Source organism: Ruegeria sp. CL3, assembly GCF_056536505.1.
On record NZ_JBQFPT010000006.1, the window covers coordinates 195,242 to 210,264 of the forward strand.

The 15,023-nt window shown below is 61.3% G+C and carries 17 protein-coding genes; 4 read left to right on the forward strand and 13 right to left on the reverse strand.

Annotation, left to right across the window (positions count from 1 at the left end; translation table 11 throughout):
* Positions 1 to 12 precede the first annotated feature (12 nt).
* Entirely contained in the window at positions 13 to 1,002 is a 990-nt protein-coding gene (locus ACR0NO_RS10990; protein WP_170661224.1) for a hypothetical protein, read from the forward strand.
* Here the strand turns inward: ACR0NO_RS10990 and ACR0NO_RS10995 are convergent.
* The 5 genes from ACR0NO_RS10995 to ACR0NO_RS11015 are packed head-to-tail and all read right to left on the reverse strand — an operon-like array spanning position 999 to position 5,730.
* Positions 999 to 1,592: a GNAT family N-acetyltransferase gene (locus tag ACR0NO_RS10995; RefSeq protein WP_480723961.1), complete on the reverse strand. Its 594-nt coding sequence runs from the start codon at positions 1,590 to 1,592 to the stop codon at positions 999 to 1,001. The genes ACR0NO_RS10990 and ACR0NO_RS10995 overlap by 4 nt on opposite strands.
* A complete protein-coding gene (locus ACR0NO_RS11000) occupies positions 1,589 to 3,634 on the reverse strand; it encodes a molybdopterin-binding protein (protein ID WP_480724036.1) in 2,046 nt (681 codons plus the stop codon). The genes ACR0NO_RS10995 and ACR0NO_RS11000 overlap by 4 nt, the downstream gene beginning before the upstream one ends.
* A gap of 20 nt (positions 3,635 to 3,654) precedes the next feature.
* Entirely contained in the window at positions 3,655 to 4,146 is a 492-nt protein-coding gene (gene mobB / locus ACR0NO_RS11005; protein WP_480723962.1) for a molybdopterin-guanine dinucleotide biosynthesis protein B, read from the reverse strand.
* The gene (gene mobA / locus ACR0NO_RS11010) at positions 4,143 to 4,784 is read right to left on the reverse strand and encodes a molybdenum cofactor guanylyltransferase MobA (RefSeq protein WP_480724037.1); all 642 of its coding nucleotides are present in this window, start codon (positions 4,782 to 4,784) and stop codon (positions 4,143 to 4,145) included. The genes mobB and mobA overlap by 4 nt, the downstream gene beginning before the upstream one ends.
* Positions 4,785 to 4,788: 4 nt before the next feature.
* Positions 4,789 to 5,730, reverse strand: coding sequence for a formate dehydrogenase accessory sulfurtransferase FdhD (locus tag ACR0NO_RS11015; protein ID WP_480723963.1), 942 nt, complete (start codon positions 5,728 to 5,730; stop codon positions 4,789 to 4,791).
* Between ACR0NO_RS11015 and ACR0NO_RS11020 the strand changes: the two genes are divergently transcribed.
* Positions 5,729 to 6,445 carry an AzlC family ABC transporter permease gene (locus ACR0NO_RS11020; protein ID WP_170469108.1) on the forward strand — a complete coding sequence of 239 codons (717 nt, stop codon included), beginning with the start codon at positions 5,729 to 5,731 and terminating at the stop codon, positions 6,443 to 6,445. The genes ACR0NO_RS11015 and ACR0NO_RS11020 overlap by 2 nt on opposite strands.
* A complete protein-coding gene (locus tag ACR0NO_RS11025) occupies positions 6,442 to 6,774 on the forward strand; it encodes an AzlD domain-containing protein (RefSeq protein WP_480723964.1) in 333 nt (110 codons plus the stop codon). Before ACR0NO_RS11020 ends, ACR0NO_RS11025 begins: the two co-directional genes overlap by 4 nt.
* On the opposite strand, the gene ACR0NO_RS11030 is transcribed toward ACR0NO_RS11025, so the two are convergent.
* The 7 genes from ACR0NO_RS11030 to ACR0NO_RS11060 form a co-directional block, all read right to left on the reverse strand.
* The gene (locus ACR0NO_RS11030) at positions 6,763 to 7,395 is read right to left on the reverse strand and encodes a hypothetical protein (RefSeq protein WP_170379075.1); all 633 of its coding nucleotides are present in this window, start codon (positions 7,393 to 7,395) and stop codon (positions 6,763 to 6,765) included. The two genes, ACR0NO_RS11025 and ACR0NO_RS11030, sit on opposite strands and share 12 nt — an antisense overlap.
* A gap of 17 nt (positions 7,396 to 7,412) precedes the next feature.
* The gene (locus ACR0NO_RS11035; RefSeq protein ID WP_170379077.1) at positions 7,413 to 7,547 is read right to left on the reverse strand and encodes an aa3-type cytochrome c oxidase subunit IV; all 135 of its coding nucleotides are present in this window, start codon (positions 7,545 to 7,547) and stop codon (positions 7,413 to 7,415) included.
* A gap of 67 nt (positions 7,548 to 7,614) precedes the next feature.
* Entirely contained in the window at positions 7,615 to 8,175 is a 561-nt protein-coding gene (locus tag ACR0NO_RS11040) for a hypothetical protein (RefSeq protein WP_480723965.1), read from the reverse strand.
* Positions 8,162 to 10,000, reverse strand: a complete 1,839-nt coding sequence (locus ACR0NO_RS11045) for a glycerophosphodiester phosphodiesterase (RefSeq protein ID WP_480723966.1) — start codon at positions 9,998 to 10,000, stop codon at positions 8,162 to 8,164. Before ACR0NO_RS11045 ends, ACR0NO_RS11040 begins: the two co-directional genes overlap by 14 nt.
* A gap of 55 nt (positions 10,001 to 10,055) precedes the next feature.
* The gene (locus tag ACR0NO_RS11050; RefSeq protein ID WP_170379083.1) at positions 10,056 to 10,508 is read right to left on the reverse strand and encodes a DUF6173 family protein; all 453 of its coding nucleotides are present in this window, start codon (positions 10,506 to 10,508) and stop codon (positions 10,056 to 10,058) included.
* 3 nt (positions 10,509 to 10,511) lie between these two features.
* The gene (locus tag ACR0NO_RS11055) at positions 10,512 to 11,558 is read right to left on the reverse strand and encodes an MBL fold metallo-hydrolase (protein WP_480724038.1); all 1,047 of its coding nucleotides are present in this window, start codon (positions 11,556 to 11,558) and stop codon (positions 10,512 to 10,514) included.
* The gene (locus ACR0NO_RS11060) at positions 11,558 to 13,261 is read right to left on the reverse strand and encodes an acyl-CoA dehydrogenase (RefSeq protein ID WP_480723967.1); all 1,704 of its coding nucleotides are present in this window, start codon (positions 13,259 to 13,261) and stop codon (positions 11,558 to 11,560) included. Before ACR0NO_RS11060 ends, ACR0NO_RS11055 begins: the two co-directional genes overlap by 1 nt.
* Positions 13,262 to 13,390: 129 nt before the next feature.
* Here ACR0NO_RS11060 and ACR0NO_RS11065 point away from each other — a divergent pair, with 129 nt between their 5' ends.
* The gene (locus tag ACR0NO_RS11065; protein WP_170666786.1) at positions 13,391 to 14,338 is read left to right on the forward strand and encodes an L-threonylcarbamoyladenylate synthase; all 948 of its coding nucleotides are present in this window, start codon (positions 13,391 to 13,393) and stop codon (positions 14,336 to 14,338) included.
* Here ACR0NO_RS11065 and ACR0NO_RS11070 read toward each other — a convergent pair whose 3' ends face one another.
* Positions 14,339 to 14,893, reverse strand: a complete 555-nt coding sequence (locus tag ACR0NO_RS11070; protein WP_170666785.1) for a YqgE/AlgH family protein — start codon at positions 14,891 to 14,893, stop codon at positions 14,339 to 14,341. It abuts the gene before it with no gap.
* Positions 14,894 to 15,023 lie beyond the last annotated feature (130 nt).

Genomic DNA, 15,023 nt, shown 5'->3' on the forward strand with positions numbered 1-15,023 from the left:
GGAGGGTCTGTCATGTCGGGGCCACAACCTGACCAGGAAAGCGAACGGCCAACCTCGCTGGGCATCTATGATCGCCCTCAGCGACCGTCTGTGACCTCGATCGAGATTGCGGCCGGGGTGCTGAGTGTCATCTGGCTGGTGGTCTCGGTCCTGTTCCTTGTGCTGCCCGACCAGACACAAGGCGGCGGGTTCATTGTGACCCTGTTGGCGGTTTTCCTACCGGTAGCCATGATCTGGGTTGCCGCAACGGCGATGCGCGCCAGCCGCGTCATGCGCGAGGAAAGCGCCCGGCTGCAAACCGCGATTGATGCAATCCGTCAAGCCTATGTCGTTCAGCAACAGCGCGCCGCCAGCTCGTATGAGCCGACGGTGTCCAAGAAGTTGGACGAAATCGCCGCGGTGACCAAAAAGGCCGAGGACGCGCTGGCCACCTTCTCCAGCAAGCGGCGTGAACCGTTGCAGGTCGCCCCACCTGCGCCGGGCGGGCAAACCTCGCTGGCGCTGGGCACCACCGCTGAAGAGATTACACCGCCGCTGACCACCGATACCTTCATCCGTGCGCTGAACTTCCCGGAGACCGAGAAAGACACCGAAGGCTTCACCGCGCTTCGGATGGCGTTGAAGGATCGAAAAGCCTCCAAACTGGTGCAGGCCTCGCAGGATGTTCTGACCCTGCTCAGCCAAGAGGGCATCTATATGGATGACCTCCGACCCGATATGGCGCGGCCCGAGGTCTGGCGTCAGTTTGCGCAGGGCGCACGCGGACGCTCGGTCGCGGCTTTGGGCGGGATTCGGGATCGTTCGTCGCTGGCGCTGACGGCAGCGCGGATGAAACAGGATCCGATCTTCCGGGATGCGGCGCACCATTTCCTGCGCCGGTTCGACAACATGATCGTCGAATTCGAAGCCAATGCCAGCGACGCGGAACTGACCGCCCTTGGTGATACAAGAACCGCAAGGGCCTTCATGTTGCTGGGGCGTGTGGCCGGAACCTTCGACTAGGCGGCAGGCACAGGCCAGCTCATCTTGGTGGCGCGGCTGAAGCCGAGCAGGTGCCGAAATGGGCCGGTCTTCTCAACACCCACAGGTTTGAACCCTTCGCGCTCGTACAAGGCCTGCGCGCGTGGATTGGTATCGATCACATCCAACTGCACTTCGGCCATACCACGGTGCTGCGCCTCAGCCTTGATGGCAGAGAGCAATGTTGTGCCAATGCCCCTCCCGCGGGCCTCAGCCGCGACAAAGATGCCGTCCATCTGGAACACACCGGGCTGCAGATCGCGCTCCAACACGCTCAGAACCACGCCGCGCCAGATCGATCCGAACCAGCCATAGACGCGGGCAAGGTCCGACAGACTGCCACCCGCCAAGCCGCCTTTGTTGGTCTTGAACCCCGCAAGGCCCAGCATCCGGCCTTCAGCATCACGCGCAACCAGCGCGAATTCCTGGTCGAGGGCCGTTTCAAAGAAGGCCAAACCTTTTTCATCCGGCCCCATCACCTTGTGCAGCTTGGCCGCAAAGGCCTGCCAGAACAGGGCTGCGGCTTGGGGCCTTTCAGCCTCACTGAATCCTTTGGAAACCGTGACCGTCACAGTCCAAAACTGCCGTAAGGGATAAAGCGCACCAGATCGCCCGGCTGGATGTGGCGCGCGCCGTCTTCGATCTCAACCAGCCCCTCGGCCCAGCTTAGCCCGCTGATCCGGCCGGAACCTTCCGAGTGGAAAATCTCAACCTCGCCCCCGCGAATACGCGCGCGCAGATATTCCCGGCGACCGGGTTTCTTGCGTTTTTCAAAACCGGCGGGGACTTCGAATCCTTGTGGCTCTGCCCATCCCTGCCCTGACATTTGGCACAGGGCCGGACGGGCGAAAATCAACGTACAGACTTTGGCGGCCACCGGGTTGCCGGGCAGACCAAAGACCGGTGTGCCCGACCACATACCCAGAGCCAGAGGGCGACCGGGTTTAAGGGCAATCCGCCATTCCTGCATCGCCCCCGCCTCGCGCAATAAGGCCGAAACATGGTCTTCATCCCCCGCCGAAGCGCCGCCGCTGGTCAGTATCACATCAGCTTGCGTTGCGGCCTCATCCAACTTCGCTCGCAGGGTTTCGCGGTCGTCGGCGACGCGCCCCAGGTCGACCGGCACAAAGCCCATGCGGTCGATCAAAGACAGCAACATGGGCCGGTTCGCATCATATATCTGCCCGACACCTGCTGTCCCGCCCGGCTCTACAAGTTCATCCCCGGTGGACAGAACGGCCACGCGCAGAGGTTTGCGCACCGCCACCTCGGAAATACCGACCGCTGACAAAAGCGCCATATCGGCCGGTGTCAGCTTGCGACCGGCTGTCAGGGCCACCTCTCCTGCTGCAATATCCTCACCCGCGCGGCGCGTGTTTGCGCCCTGTTTCAACGGGCCGTGAAAGGCAATGTGACCGTCCTGAACCGTCACGTCCTCTTCCAGGATGACCGTGTCCACGCCTTCTGGCAGAGCCGCGCCGGTCAGGATGCGCAACGCGTGGCCTGAGGGAACCGTGCCGTCGAACGGAATACCCGCCGCTGCACGCCCTTCGGTCAGCGGCATCACCTGCGCGCCTTCGGTCACGGGGCCTGCAAACCCGTAGCCATCCACCGCCGTGTTGGGCTGCGGCGGGTTCGAGCGCTGCGCCACCACATCCTCGGCCAGAACGCGGCCCATGGCCTGCGCAAGCGGCACCACCTCGGCCCCTGTGACGGGGCGCAACCGATCCCGCAGCAACGCGAGCGCATCATCCACGGGCGTCCAGTTCACCCCGGCAGGCAAGGCAAAACAATCGTTTCGCAATGGCGGAGGCGATATGTTCGGTTTGTCCTGCGCTACACCCAAGATCCACCCCTCCTCTGAGGTTGAAACGTTCAACTGTCTGTCCAATTCCTGATCCGTCATCCGCGACAGAGTCAAGGCAACCTGTTCGACCTGCCACGCATCCTTGATCCGATCCGGGGGCGCTGCACCAAGGTTGAGCGAGGGCCAGATCTCGACAAACGCCACCGGTTTATCCAGTGGCTGAAAGGGCCAAATGGCGATCTTGCCCGCGAAATTGTGGCGGAGCCGGTTCAACACGGGCAGACCCATCATCACCTGTCCGCCGACGGCGCCTGCGCCTGCCATTTGCCAGCAGGTAAAACTGCCCTTGGCCAAATGCTCCACCGCGCGTCGATCCGGAAACGGGTTGTGATACTCCTGTTTCGTACGCGGCAGGCCAGCGATGTCGCGCCGCAGGCCATTCATCCAGAACGGGCCTTTGCCGCCAAAGCCCGAATTGATCTGGCCTGCGAGATCAAAGCGGTTGTTGGCGCTCAGAGAGTCCTCGATCCGATCTTCGAACCAGTCCCACACGGAAAGCGGATCATGTGTTCCGGTGATTGCCTTGGCAAAGCCTGCGGGATAGCCGAAGGGGAAATCAAAGCCCAGGATCAGACGGCGACCTGCAGACAGTTCAGTGTCGATCAGACTGTGCAGCCACTCCTCGGCGACCACCCGATTGCGTAGATAGTCCAGCGCCTGCACTGCGCCGTCGCGCACCACGCAGGCCCAGATGGCATCTTTGCGAGGGCGCGGTCCAGTGTCGTTGCCTCCGGACCAATCGACCATCACAAAGCTGTCGAAAAGGCTCACAAACCGACCTCGGAGAGGATGAAATCCGCGATGGCGGCCGTGCCGTTCAGATCGAACACGGGTCGGTCCAACTTCAGCGGAGTATCACTGGCCACAGCGCGGATCGTGTCATCCGACGGGGCGATCAGGTCATTGCCCGGCTCGGCGCGGAAGGCCTCGACCTTGGGGTGGCGTTCGCGTTTATAGCCCTCGATCAGCACCAGATCGACGGGAGAGAGGCGGGCGAGCAGAGAGGCCAGCGTAGGCTCATCCGTGCCGCGCAGCTCCTGCATGAGGGCGACGCGTTGACCCGAGGCCAGAAGAACTTCGCTGGCGCCTGCCATCCTGTGGCGATGGCTGTCGCGACCCGGCTGATCGACGTCAAAGGAATGATGCGCGTGCTTGACAGTCGAGACGGTGTAGCCGCGCCCGGTGATCTCGGCCACCAGCCGCTCCATCAACCCGGTTTTGCCAGCGTTCTTCCAGCCGGTGACGCCGTAAATCCTCATGCCTGCTCCAACAGTTTTTTAGCGCGTGCAAGGTCGTCCGGTGTGTTGACATTGAAGAACGGATCGAACGGGTCTGCGGGAAAAAGCGCCTCGCGCCCGTCATGCTTGTCGGTCCACAGTACGACCTTACGCAGCCCGTCGTTCAAAGCAGCGCGCAGATCGTCACGCAGCGCCACAGGCCAGAGGCCGAATGTCGGGTGCCGATTGACCTTCTTGCCGCCTGACTTCAAGGCCTCTTCCCCGGTGCGGGGCGTCGTGGCAAGGACCAAAGGATGCGTTTGACTCTTAGCCGTTTCGGTCAGCCGCGCCACCAAGTCACGCGGGAAGAACGGCGTGTCTGCGGCGGCGGTGACGATACTGCCAGCCCCCTGCTCTGCCGCCCAATCCAGCCCGGCCAGAACCCCGGCCAAAGGGCCTGCATACCCCTCAATCGAGTCCGGCAGAACGGGCAGATTCAATTCCGCAAATCGCGTGGCGTTTCCGTTGGCGTTCAACGCGAGGCCATCCACCTGCGGGCCGAGCCGGTCGATGACATGAGACAAAAGGCTTTGTCCTCCGATCTGCAAAAGCCCTTTGTCTCCACCGCCCATCCGGGTCGCAAGGCCACCTGCGAGGATCACTCCGAGGGGTTTGGTCATACCATCAGCCATTGGCACTTTTCCGGCGATGTTTCTTGTCCTCGACGGCCACGCTTGCCGGGTCCACGTCGCGCAGCAGGCGATCCTCGCCTGACAGGCACACAAAGCGCTGCCCGCGCATGCGGCCGATCAGGGTCAAGCCAACTTCGCGGGCGATCTCGACGCCCCAAGCGGTGAAACCGGAGCGAGAGGCCAGAACCGGAATGCCCATCATCGCCGTTTTTATCACCATTTCTGAGGTCAAACGCCCGGTGGTGTAGAGGATCTTGTCCTCTGCTGTCTCATTCTCGGACAGCATCCAGCCGGCGATTTTGTCGACGGCGTTGTGGCGACCCACATCCTCCATATACACAAGCGGCCGGTTTTCACGGCAGAGAACCGTGCCGTGAATCGCACCCGCCTCAAGGTACAAAGAAGGCGTACGATTGATCTTGGCAGCCAGATCGTAGAGCCACGAGGTCCGGACCGACACCTGTGGCAAGCGCACGTCCTCCAACCCCTCCATCATGTCCCCAAATACCGTGCCCACGGCACAGCCGCTGGTGCGGGTCTTTTTCTTCAGTTTGTCCTCATACGAGGTTTCGCGGGCCGTCCGCACCACTACGGTTTCAAGGTCATCGTCATAGTCGACCCGTGTGATTTCATCATCAGCCAGCAACATCCCCTGATTGCGCAGGAAGCCCAGCGCCAGATACTCGGGATAGTCGCCAATGGTCATCGCGGTCACGATTTCCTGGGAATTGAGGAAGATCGTCAGCGGGCGCTCCTCAACCACCGAAATCTGGCTGACTTCGCCATTCTGGTCCACGCCTTCGACGGAGCGCGTCAAACGGGCCGCGCCGGGATCGGGGGCGATGATATAGTCCGAGACATCCAGTTCTTTCACCAATTGCAACCCCTTCCCAAGACCGCTACTGCTGCTGTGAATACCATAGGATTTAGCCATGGCAGACGCCACTTCCAAGTCATACTTCTGGAAAGGGTTTCGCGACGGGACACCCTTTATTTTTGTTGCGATTCCCTTTGGCACCCTGTTCGGGGTTTTCGCCACCGAGGCCGGGCTGGATATCGTACAGGTCGTCGCCTTCTCGGCCACCGTGTTCGCCGGAGCAGCGCAATTCACCGCCCTGCAATTGCTGCAGGAGAACGCACCGACAGCCATTGTACTGGCCTCGGCCCTTGCGGTGAATTTGAGGGTGGCGATGTATTCAGCCTCACTGACGCCGTTTCTGGGGGCTGCCCCCATGTGGCAAAGGGCCTGCGCCGCCTATCTGACGGTTGACCAATCCTATGCCTGCTCGATCGTGCAGTTCGAGAAAGAGCCGAAGATGACCGTGCCGCAGCGCATGGCGTATTTCATCGGCTCGGTCACGCCGATCACGCCGTGCTGGATTCTGGCAACCTATCTGGGCGCGGTTTTGGGCACCCGGATCCCAGAAAGCTGGGCTTTGGATTTCGCCCTGCCAATTACCTTTCTGGCCATGCTGGGGCCGATGATGCGAACCCTGCCCCATGTCATTGCGGCCCTTGTGGCGCTGGTCGTGTCGTTGCTGGCCGTGAGCGTGCCGTTCAATCTGGGCCTGTTGATCGCCGGAACCGCAGGCATGATCGCAGGCGCTCAGGCCGAGGTGATCTTGGATCGTAGAAAGGCGCACGCATGACGCAGATCGACCCCACCACCATGTGGACCGTCATTATCGGCCTGGCCATCGGCAGCTTTGCCCTGCGCTTTGTGTTCATCGGCTTTGTCGGAGACCGCCCGATGCCACCCTGGCTGCTGCGCCACCTGCGCTACACCGCCGCGGCGATCCTGCCCGCGCTGATCGCGCCGCTGGTCGTGTGGCCTGCCGCGACCGAAGGCCAACCCGATGCGGCCCGAATGGCAGCTGCGGCAGTGACGCTGTCTGTTGGAGTGTTCACCAAAAACGTGCTGGCCGCGATCTTTTCAGGCGCGGCCGCACTTTACGGTCTGCTATATCTACTGGCTTGAAGCTGCGTCCAGCTGGTTCAGAGCGGCATTATTGGCCGCCAGACCTTTTTGCAGATCGGCATCGTCATTCTCGCGATATTCTTCAGTGATGACACCGGGAATTTCGGCGAACTGTTCCGATAGCTTGATCGGAAAGAAGGTCACTTCGATCTGCTCGAAGCCGGGCACCTGCTGCAACAGCCGCGCGGTCGAATTGGCGCAAAAAGACCCAGCGACGGGCCCGGTCTGCTTGGCCAATTGCAGCGCGATCTCGGCCTGTTGCGGCGTCACCTGAATGGTCTGGATGCGGGCAAAATGCGTCTCGCGCGCGTGAGAGCTGCGATAGGCACGCTCGACCGCCGGGGTGATGCCGTAGAGAACATCATCCCGGACCGGAACGATATCCGCCCGGAACGAGCCTGCTGGGTCAAAAATAACCCTCTCGCTGGCACCAATCATCAACGAGGTATGCGCCCCCGAACCGGAGCGCGTGTTGATCATCGTATAGAGCGTCAGGGTCGACGGACCCGGATCACGATAGGACCGCGATACGATCTCAGCCTGATCTGCCTGAGGGCGTTTAGAATTCGCGCAGCCAGCCACTGTTGCCGCCAGCAGGCAGGCGATCAAAATTCTGAACACGGTCGACCCCGAAAGATTTAGGACGCGTAAAGCGCCAGCAGGAACGCTAGTATCGCGATAGCGACGCAGCACCAGACGGTAGCCTTGATGAAGCCCTCAAAGGTTTTGGTTTGGACGGTGATGTCCATTTCGCCGTGCTTGTGTTCAGCCATGAGTCTCAGATTCCCAGTTCGCGTGTTTAATCGCTGGATAATCGAAAATTTCGGGCCTGTCACCACGTCATTCCAGCGCAGGGACCCTGTCACCCAACACAAAACACCCTGGATAGCCGAATCCCCACCGCCACGGCAGTCCGCTGCAGGGGCCGCCACCGAATCGGACCGCGCCGTAGAGAGCATCCGAGGTCAGCGAATGGACCGAGCGGATCTGCTCGGGGGTCATGTCATAGCGTTCCGCATAGGCCTGTGCGTGGGTCTCGCCATGGGTTTCGACACAGACCTGCAAAGCCTGATCGGCGGCGAGGCGCGCGTCATAGCTTTCTGCGGCCGTTTGCGCGCCACCGGCGTCGTGATAGGCGCGGTCATGGGTCACGCAGCAGTACTCCCAAGGCGGGTGTTCCTGATACAACTCACCGATCTGAGGGAACGTATCGGCCACCCAGCGCCAACTGGCCGACAAGCCGCCCGAGCATCCGTCAGTTTCAAACGGGATCAGCTCGGCATCGCCGCGTTGTGCGATCATCGCGCGGTGCGAGGGCATCTCGACCGCGCGCATCAGGTCTTGAGCCGTCGCCGGGCTGGCCATTAGGAAAAGACCCAGCGCCAGTTTACGGGCTGTCATCGCGCATCGCCTCGGTATCGACTGTCATGCCGAAGGTTGTGGCCAGCCAAAGCAGCACGCGTTCCGCCGGGCCCATCTCGGCGCGGACGCGTAAAACTTCGCGCGCCATGGCCGGACGGTCCGTGATCAGCCCGTCCACCCCCATCGAGGCCATTGCGGACATCTGCAGCGGGTCATTCACCGTCCAGACATAGATCTCCTTCCCCGCCGCGTGGACCGAGCGGATCAGTCCGGGAGACACAGTTGCCGCGTTCACAGCAACAAAATCGCCTTCCAGCCCCGCCAGATTGCCCAAAGCCGTCGCAGCCAGCACACCCGCGCGCCAATCCGGGCGCAGCGCCTTCATCTTTTGCACTGCCGGATATTTTAGTGACATGGTGGCGATGTCGTCCTGCATTTCGAATTCTTCGACCAACGCGGCGACCCGGTTTTCCAGATCGACATCGTGGCCGTAATATTTCAGCTCGATAATGACCTTGGATTTGCCTTTTGTCGCCTCCAGCACCTCACGCAGGGTTGGGGTGCGTTGGTCGGCATATTCAGGGCCAAACCAGCTGCCGATGTCGATGGATTCCACATCCTCCATCGTGGCGTCCCAGATCTTTGTCGGAACCCCGGCCAGTTTCATGAAGTCACTGTCATGGGCCACGATAACAACGCCATCGGCTGTCTCCTGAACGTCGATCTCAACCCAATCCGCACCATCTTCGATTGCCTTAAGAACCGAGGCCATGGTGTTTTCGGGCCGCAGCGCCGCAGCCCCCCGGTGGCCGATAACATCGGCATGATCCTCGGCTTGAACGCGTTCCAGCAGATTGTGGCCGAACCAGCCACCCAGCAGAAGAGCAGCTGCCGCCAGCCCGACCGCTGTGAACAGCGAGGCCTGAATGCGGCGCGGCTCGGGGTGTGGCGGCTCATCCGTCTGAGGTTCAAAGAACTTGTCCAGCAGAACGGCCAATGCGCCCAGCGCAGAGGCGGCCAGCACCAGCCCGGCCAGAGACCACAGCCCTGCAATCGCGAGGCTATAGGTCAGCGCCAGTTTCAGGTTACCGCTGCCTTGCAACGGCACCAGTCCAAACAAAAGCCCGGCCACCCATGCAATCGCCGCCGCAATTGCAAGGCGCATCGCCAGCCATGCAACCAAGGCCAGTTTCAAGCGCCCGCGTTTGCCCTCCATCCGGGACGTGCTGATATTGAACACATGCGCCGGGTGGACGTTTTCAAACAGCACCAGATGAAGTGAAAGCGCCCAAGCCGACAGCTTGCGGATCAGCACCCAAGCCATGGCCAGAGCCACCGCGCCGATCAGGGCCACAGCCACCATAAAGGCGGGCGGGTGGAAGGTCAGGTAGTAGTTGATGTCGTATTCGGTCAGCGTCCACCATGCGATCAACGCGGCAACCGCCAGAAACGGCAGCGCCAATAGCAAAACCCGCAGAATGAACCGGGCCGCAAAGCCGAATAGCGATGGCAGGCGCGACAGGACCAGACCGATCGCCGCACTGCCCGCGCGCCACGGATCGGCCTCTCCCATCCTCAAAGAGGCAGCCATGACCGCGAAGACAAACACCTCGGCCAATAGAAAAAGGCTCAGCACTACGATGGCCGCGATGAAACCGGCGGGCGAAAGGATGAAGGCCGCGATATCCTGATCCGTCAGCGCAGTCTGATCGGACAGCGAAACCGCCAGATTGACCGCCAGAGCGACACCGGGCGCGACCAGTGCGATCAGCAGCAGCCGTACCGCAAGATAGATGGGCACAAAGACCCTGCGTCTTGCCCAGGCGCCGGAATAGGCATTTGTAACGGTTGAAAAAATGGACATGTAAACACCCTTGAATGATGCATGCATTCAAGGGTGTGCAGGCATGAATTGCAAGTCAGCTGTCTTCGAGATCCGCAGCCAGACGGAACCCGATGCGGTTGGCGGGCTTGTCCTCGACCGATTTGGGCAAGGCGCGCAGCATCACGTTCAACTGGCTGACATGCTGCACCAGCTGCGTTCGCGCGCCCGTTCCGTCCGAGCCGAAGAACGTGATGATATCTGGGTCGAAATAGCCCATCCCCTGAATCCGCATCACACCCGCGTCACCTCCGGTGAAACCCATTGCGACCTCGTGATCGCCATCGAGTGTTTTCTCGAAGTTCTGGATATAAAGGATTAGACGCTCATATGCCCATTGCGCGGCGCTCTTGGTTTCAACAGGTTTTTTCAGCTGCCCCGGCAGGGGCTGGGTGCCGGACTCGGCCTCGGAATCTGCATGAACCTCATAGCACCGCGGCAGGGCATCCGCTTCGGCGGCCTCAGCCGAGGTTTCAATCTTGTCCTGCATTCATCACCCTTTGCGCTGAAACGTCCACGCCCCGTCCGCGCGTCGCGTCCGGGTAACAGCTCCACTGTGATGAAGATGGTTCATATGTGCAACCGCTTCGACCAGCGCCAGCCCGTATTCACCTTCACGAATGGTACGCTTGAACAGCGGGGCAAAGCACTCGGCTGCGGCTTTGGGTTGGTCCAGATATTCCAGCAGACGCTCTAGCGCGCCGTGGTGGTTCTCGATCAGCTGACGCATGCGCAGCGGCAGACCGGTAAAGGGCAATTTGTGGCCACCCAGAACCAGATGATCCGGGCGGGCCAGCTTTTGCAGCCGCTCGCAGGCCTCGATCCAGTCCGAGACCGGATCGGCCATGGGTTCAGTTGCATAGACGCCCAGATTGGGGCTGATCGAGCTGAGGATCTGATCGCCACTCAGCACCAGATGATCGTCACGGCTCCAGAGTGTTACATGTTCGGGCGCGTGGCCGTTGCCCATATGCACGTCCCAGTCGCGCCCACCAATGCGAATCACGTCGCCCTGTTTGATCCGTGTGAAGCCGAGGGGCATCGGATAGACCGTATCGGCAAAGTTGAACGGACGATCAGCCTTGCGCTTTTCCAGAAACGCAGGGTCCATACCCGCGCTCTGATAGAAATCCAGCGTCTCTTGCGGCCAGTTCTCCTGCACGTCCAGCGTGAGCATCCGCGAAAACAGCCATGCGGTACGGCTGGTGATCAGCTCGACCCCATGTTCGGCCTGAAACCAGCCAGCATTGCCCACGTGGTCGGGATGGTGATGGGTGGCAACAACGCGACGAATGGGCTTTCCGGCCAGAGGGCCTGACATCAGCTCAGCCCAGATACGACGCGTTTTGTTCGAGGACATCCCGGTATCAATCACCGTCCACCCGTCGCCGTCGTCCAGTGCGTAGATATTCACATGGTCCAGCGCCATCGGCAGGGGCAGGCGCATCCACAAGACGCCTTCGGCAATCTCGATGGCTTCACCAGGGGCGGGCGGCTCAGGCCACGGATATCGGATGCCCGATGGCTCCACACCGTCCATCACGCGCCCAGATCCTCGACGCTGAGGGCAAAGAGGTCATCCGCCCCGTTCTGCGCCTGCGCCAGCAGACCGAGATATTCGGGCAGCAAGGCGTTGATGTAGTAGCGCGCCAGTCGCACCCGCGGGCCATCCGGATCGGCAAGGGCTGCGGCCAGGTGGTAGTGCCCGCCCAAAACCCGAGCAAAGGCGCGCAGATAAGCCGCCGCACCCGCAAAGCGCGCGTTCATATTGTCCTGCGCCACCATCCACTCGGTCGCTTCGCGCAGGGATTCCGTGGCCTCCCACACCGGACCGGCAAGATCGGGCATCTTGGAGCGGGCCTGTTCGGCGTGATCTTCGATCTCATCGAGCAAGCTGGCAGCAGCGTCTCCACCGTCCATCATCTTGCGGGCGACCAAATCCATTGCTTGGATGCCGTTGGTACCCTCATAAATCGCGGTCACGCGGACATCGCGGTAGTACTGGGCCGCCCCTGTTTCTTCGACGAAACCCATGCCGCCATGAACCTGTACACCGGTCTCGGCGACGCGCATCCCGGTCTGGGTGCCAAAGGCCTTGCCAATCGGGGTCAGCAGCGCCGCCCGCGCGGCCCAGTCGGCATCCTCGGTCGCGTGCGCCATATCAATCGCCGCGGCATTCGCCAGCATGATCGCCCGCGCCGCAAATACATCCGCCCGCATTTCGGTCAGCATCCGGCGTACATCCGCGTGGTCGATGATCGTGCCCGAGGGCGTCTTGCCCTGTTTCCGCTCCATCGCGTAGGCCAGCGCATGTTGATACGCGCCCTCGGCGACGCCGACACCCTCACCACCGACACCCAGACGTGCGTTGTTCATCATGGTGAACATTGCCGCCATACCGCCATGCTCTTTCCCAACCAGCCAACCCGTGGCCCCGTCATACTGCATCACACAGGTCGGAGAGCCATGGAGGCCCAACTTGTGTTCCAGCGACACTACGCTCAGGTCATTGGCCGCCCTGGGGTTACCCTGTGCGTCAGGCAGGTATTTCGGCACCAAAAACAGCGAAATCCCCTTGGTGCCCGGAACCGCGTCGGGCAGACGGGCCAGAACCAGATGGCAGATATTCTCGCAGAAATCGTTGTCGCCCCAGGAGATATAGATCTTCTGCCCGGTGACCGCATAAGTGCCGTCACCATTGGGCTCTGCCCGTGTCGTCAAAGCACCTACATCTGACCCGGCCTGCGGCTCGGTCAGGTTCATCGTGCCCGAAAAGGCGCCAGACATCAGCCTGGGTAGGTACAGCGCCTTGAGCTCGTCACTGGCATGCGCCTCAAGCGCTTCGATCTGACCCTGCGACATCAAGGGGGCCACCTGCAGTGACAGGCAGGCCGCGCTCATCATCTCATTGACCGCCGAAGTGACGGCCATGGGCAGGCCCATGCCGCCATAGTCAGGGCTGCCGCTCATCCCGATCCAGCCGCCTTCCGCGATGGCTTTCCAACCTTCCGAGTATCCGGGTGAGGTGCGAACAACGCCGTTTTCCAACCGCGCCGGTTCCAGATCACCGGGGCGTTGCAGCGGGGCGAGAACCTCTTCGCACATCTTTCCCGCTTCCGTAAGGATCGCGCTGACTACATCCGGGGTCGCATCAGCGAATCTCTCGGTGGCCGTGATCTGATCGAGACCCACCACATGGCGGAACAGGAATTCATAGTCAGAAACTGGGGCGCGGTATGGCATGGCTTCCCTTGCGGTCTGTCGGCACGGCCGCACTTGGAATCTGCGATCAGCGCCGGTATGCATCTTTGCGTATTGGGATTACCTACTCTTCCCCATGTTGCAAGCAACCAAAACGCCGCGTCACCAGATATGATCCCCACCACTCTTGAGCTGACAGCCGACCCCAACGGCATCGCCCGTGCTGCAGATCTTTTGCGTCAGGGCCTATTGGTCGCCTTCCCGACCGAGACGGTCTATGGCCTGGGAGGTGATGCTAGAGACGGTGAGGCCGTGGCCCGGATTTACGAGGCCAAGGGTCGACCCAGTTTCAACCCACTGATCGCCCATGTCGCTTCGGTCGAGGCGGCGCAGCGGTTTGTGCAATGGTCGGATCAGGCCGAGCGTTTGGCAAATGCGTTCTGGCCCGGTCCGCTGACCTTGGTTCTGCCGCTGAAGCCGGGGCACGGGGTGTCGTCGCTGGTCACTGCAGGGTTGGATACTCTGGCGGTGCGCGTGCCTGCGCATCCTACGGCGCGCGCTTTGCTGGCGGCGGTTGATGGGCCGGTTGCAGCGCCCTCGGCCAACCCCTCTGGTCAAATCAGCCCGACGACGGCAGCACATGTTCATGCGGGCTTGGGTGGTCGGATCGCTGCCGTTCTGGATGACGGACCCTGTGGAGTCGGGTTGGAATCCACCATTGTCGGACTGACCGGCGAGCCCAGCCTGCTGCGCCCCGGTGGTGTTGCGTTGGAACAGATCGAGACCGTCCTGAACACCCGCCTTCACCTGCACAAAGCGGGGGATATGCTGACCGCTCCGGGGCAGTTGCAATCGCACTACGCGCCAGATGCACCCGTCCGGCTGAATGCCGAAACCGTGCAGGGGGATGAGGTTTTGTTGGGCTTCGGCCCGGTCGTCTGTGACGTGAACTTGTCTGAAACAAGCAATCTGACCGAGGCTGCGGCCAATCTGTTCGCCGCGCTACACAGCCTGAATGAAACCGGGCGTCCGATCGCCGTCTCACCGATCCCCGATCATGGGCTGGGGGCTGCGATCAATGACCGTCTACGCCGCGCCGCCGCGCCGCGCGACAGTTAGCTAGGCACGGCCAGCGCTGGCCGATAGGGTCAGCGGGTCGACACCCAGCGTGGCAAGGGCCTTTTCCCATTTGTCGTCATCGGGCACATCGAACACCAACTCCGAGGATGCATCCGCCGTCAGCCAGCCATTCATAGCGATCTCATCCTCCAGCTGGCCGGGCCCCCAGCCGGAATAGCCCAGCGTCAGCATCGCGTTCAGCGGGCCACGCCCCGCGGCCATATCCTCTAACACATCGAGCGTGGCCGTCATGCTGAAGTCTTCCGAAATCTGCATCGAGTGCAGGTTGGCATCATAGTCGGAGCTATGCAGTACAAAGCCCCGCGACATCTCGACCGGACCTCCGAAATGCACCAGACGCTCACCTATGATGGGAATGCGACACGGGATGTTGAGCTGCCCCAGCAGGGTTTTGAACCGCAGATCAGAGGGTTTGTTGATGATCAACCCCATCGCGCCATCGTCGCCGTAGCTGCAGATATACACGACCGAGTGATCAAAGCGCGGATCGCCCATCCCCGGCATCGCAATCAACAGTTTTCCGGTCAGGTCCATGCGAGGTTTCTCTTGCTCGTTGCCCCTCAACAATGACCCTGCGGCACTGGTATTGGCAAGGGAGCAAAGCTGATTTCAGCAGATTTCACACAGGTGACCCGAACGTGACTTGGATTTCAGGTCCGCACGG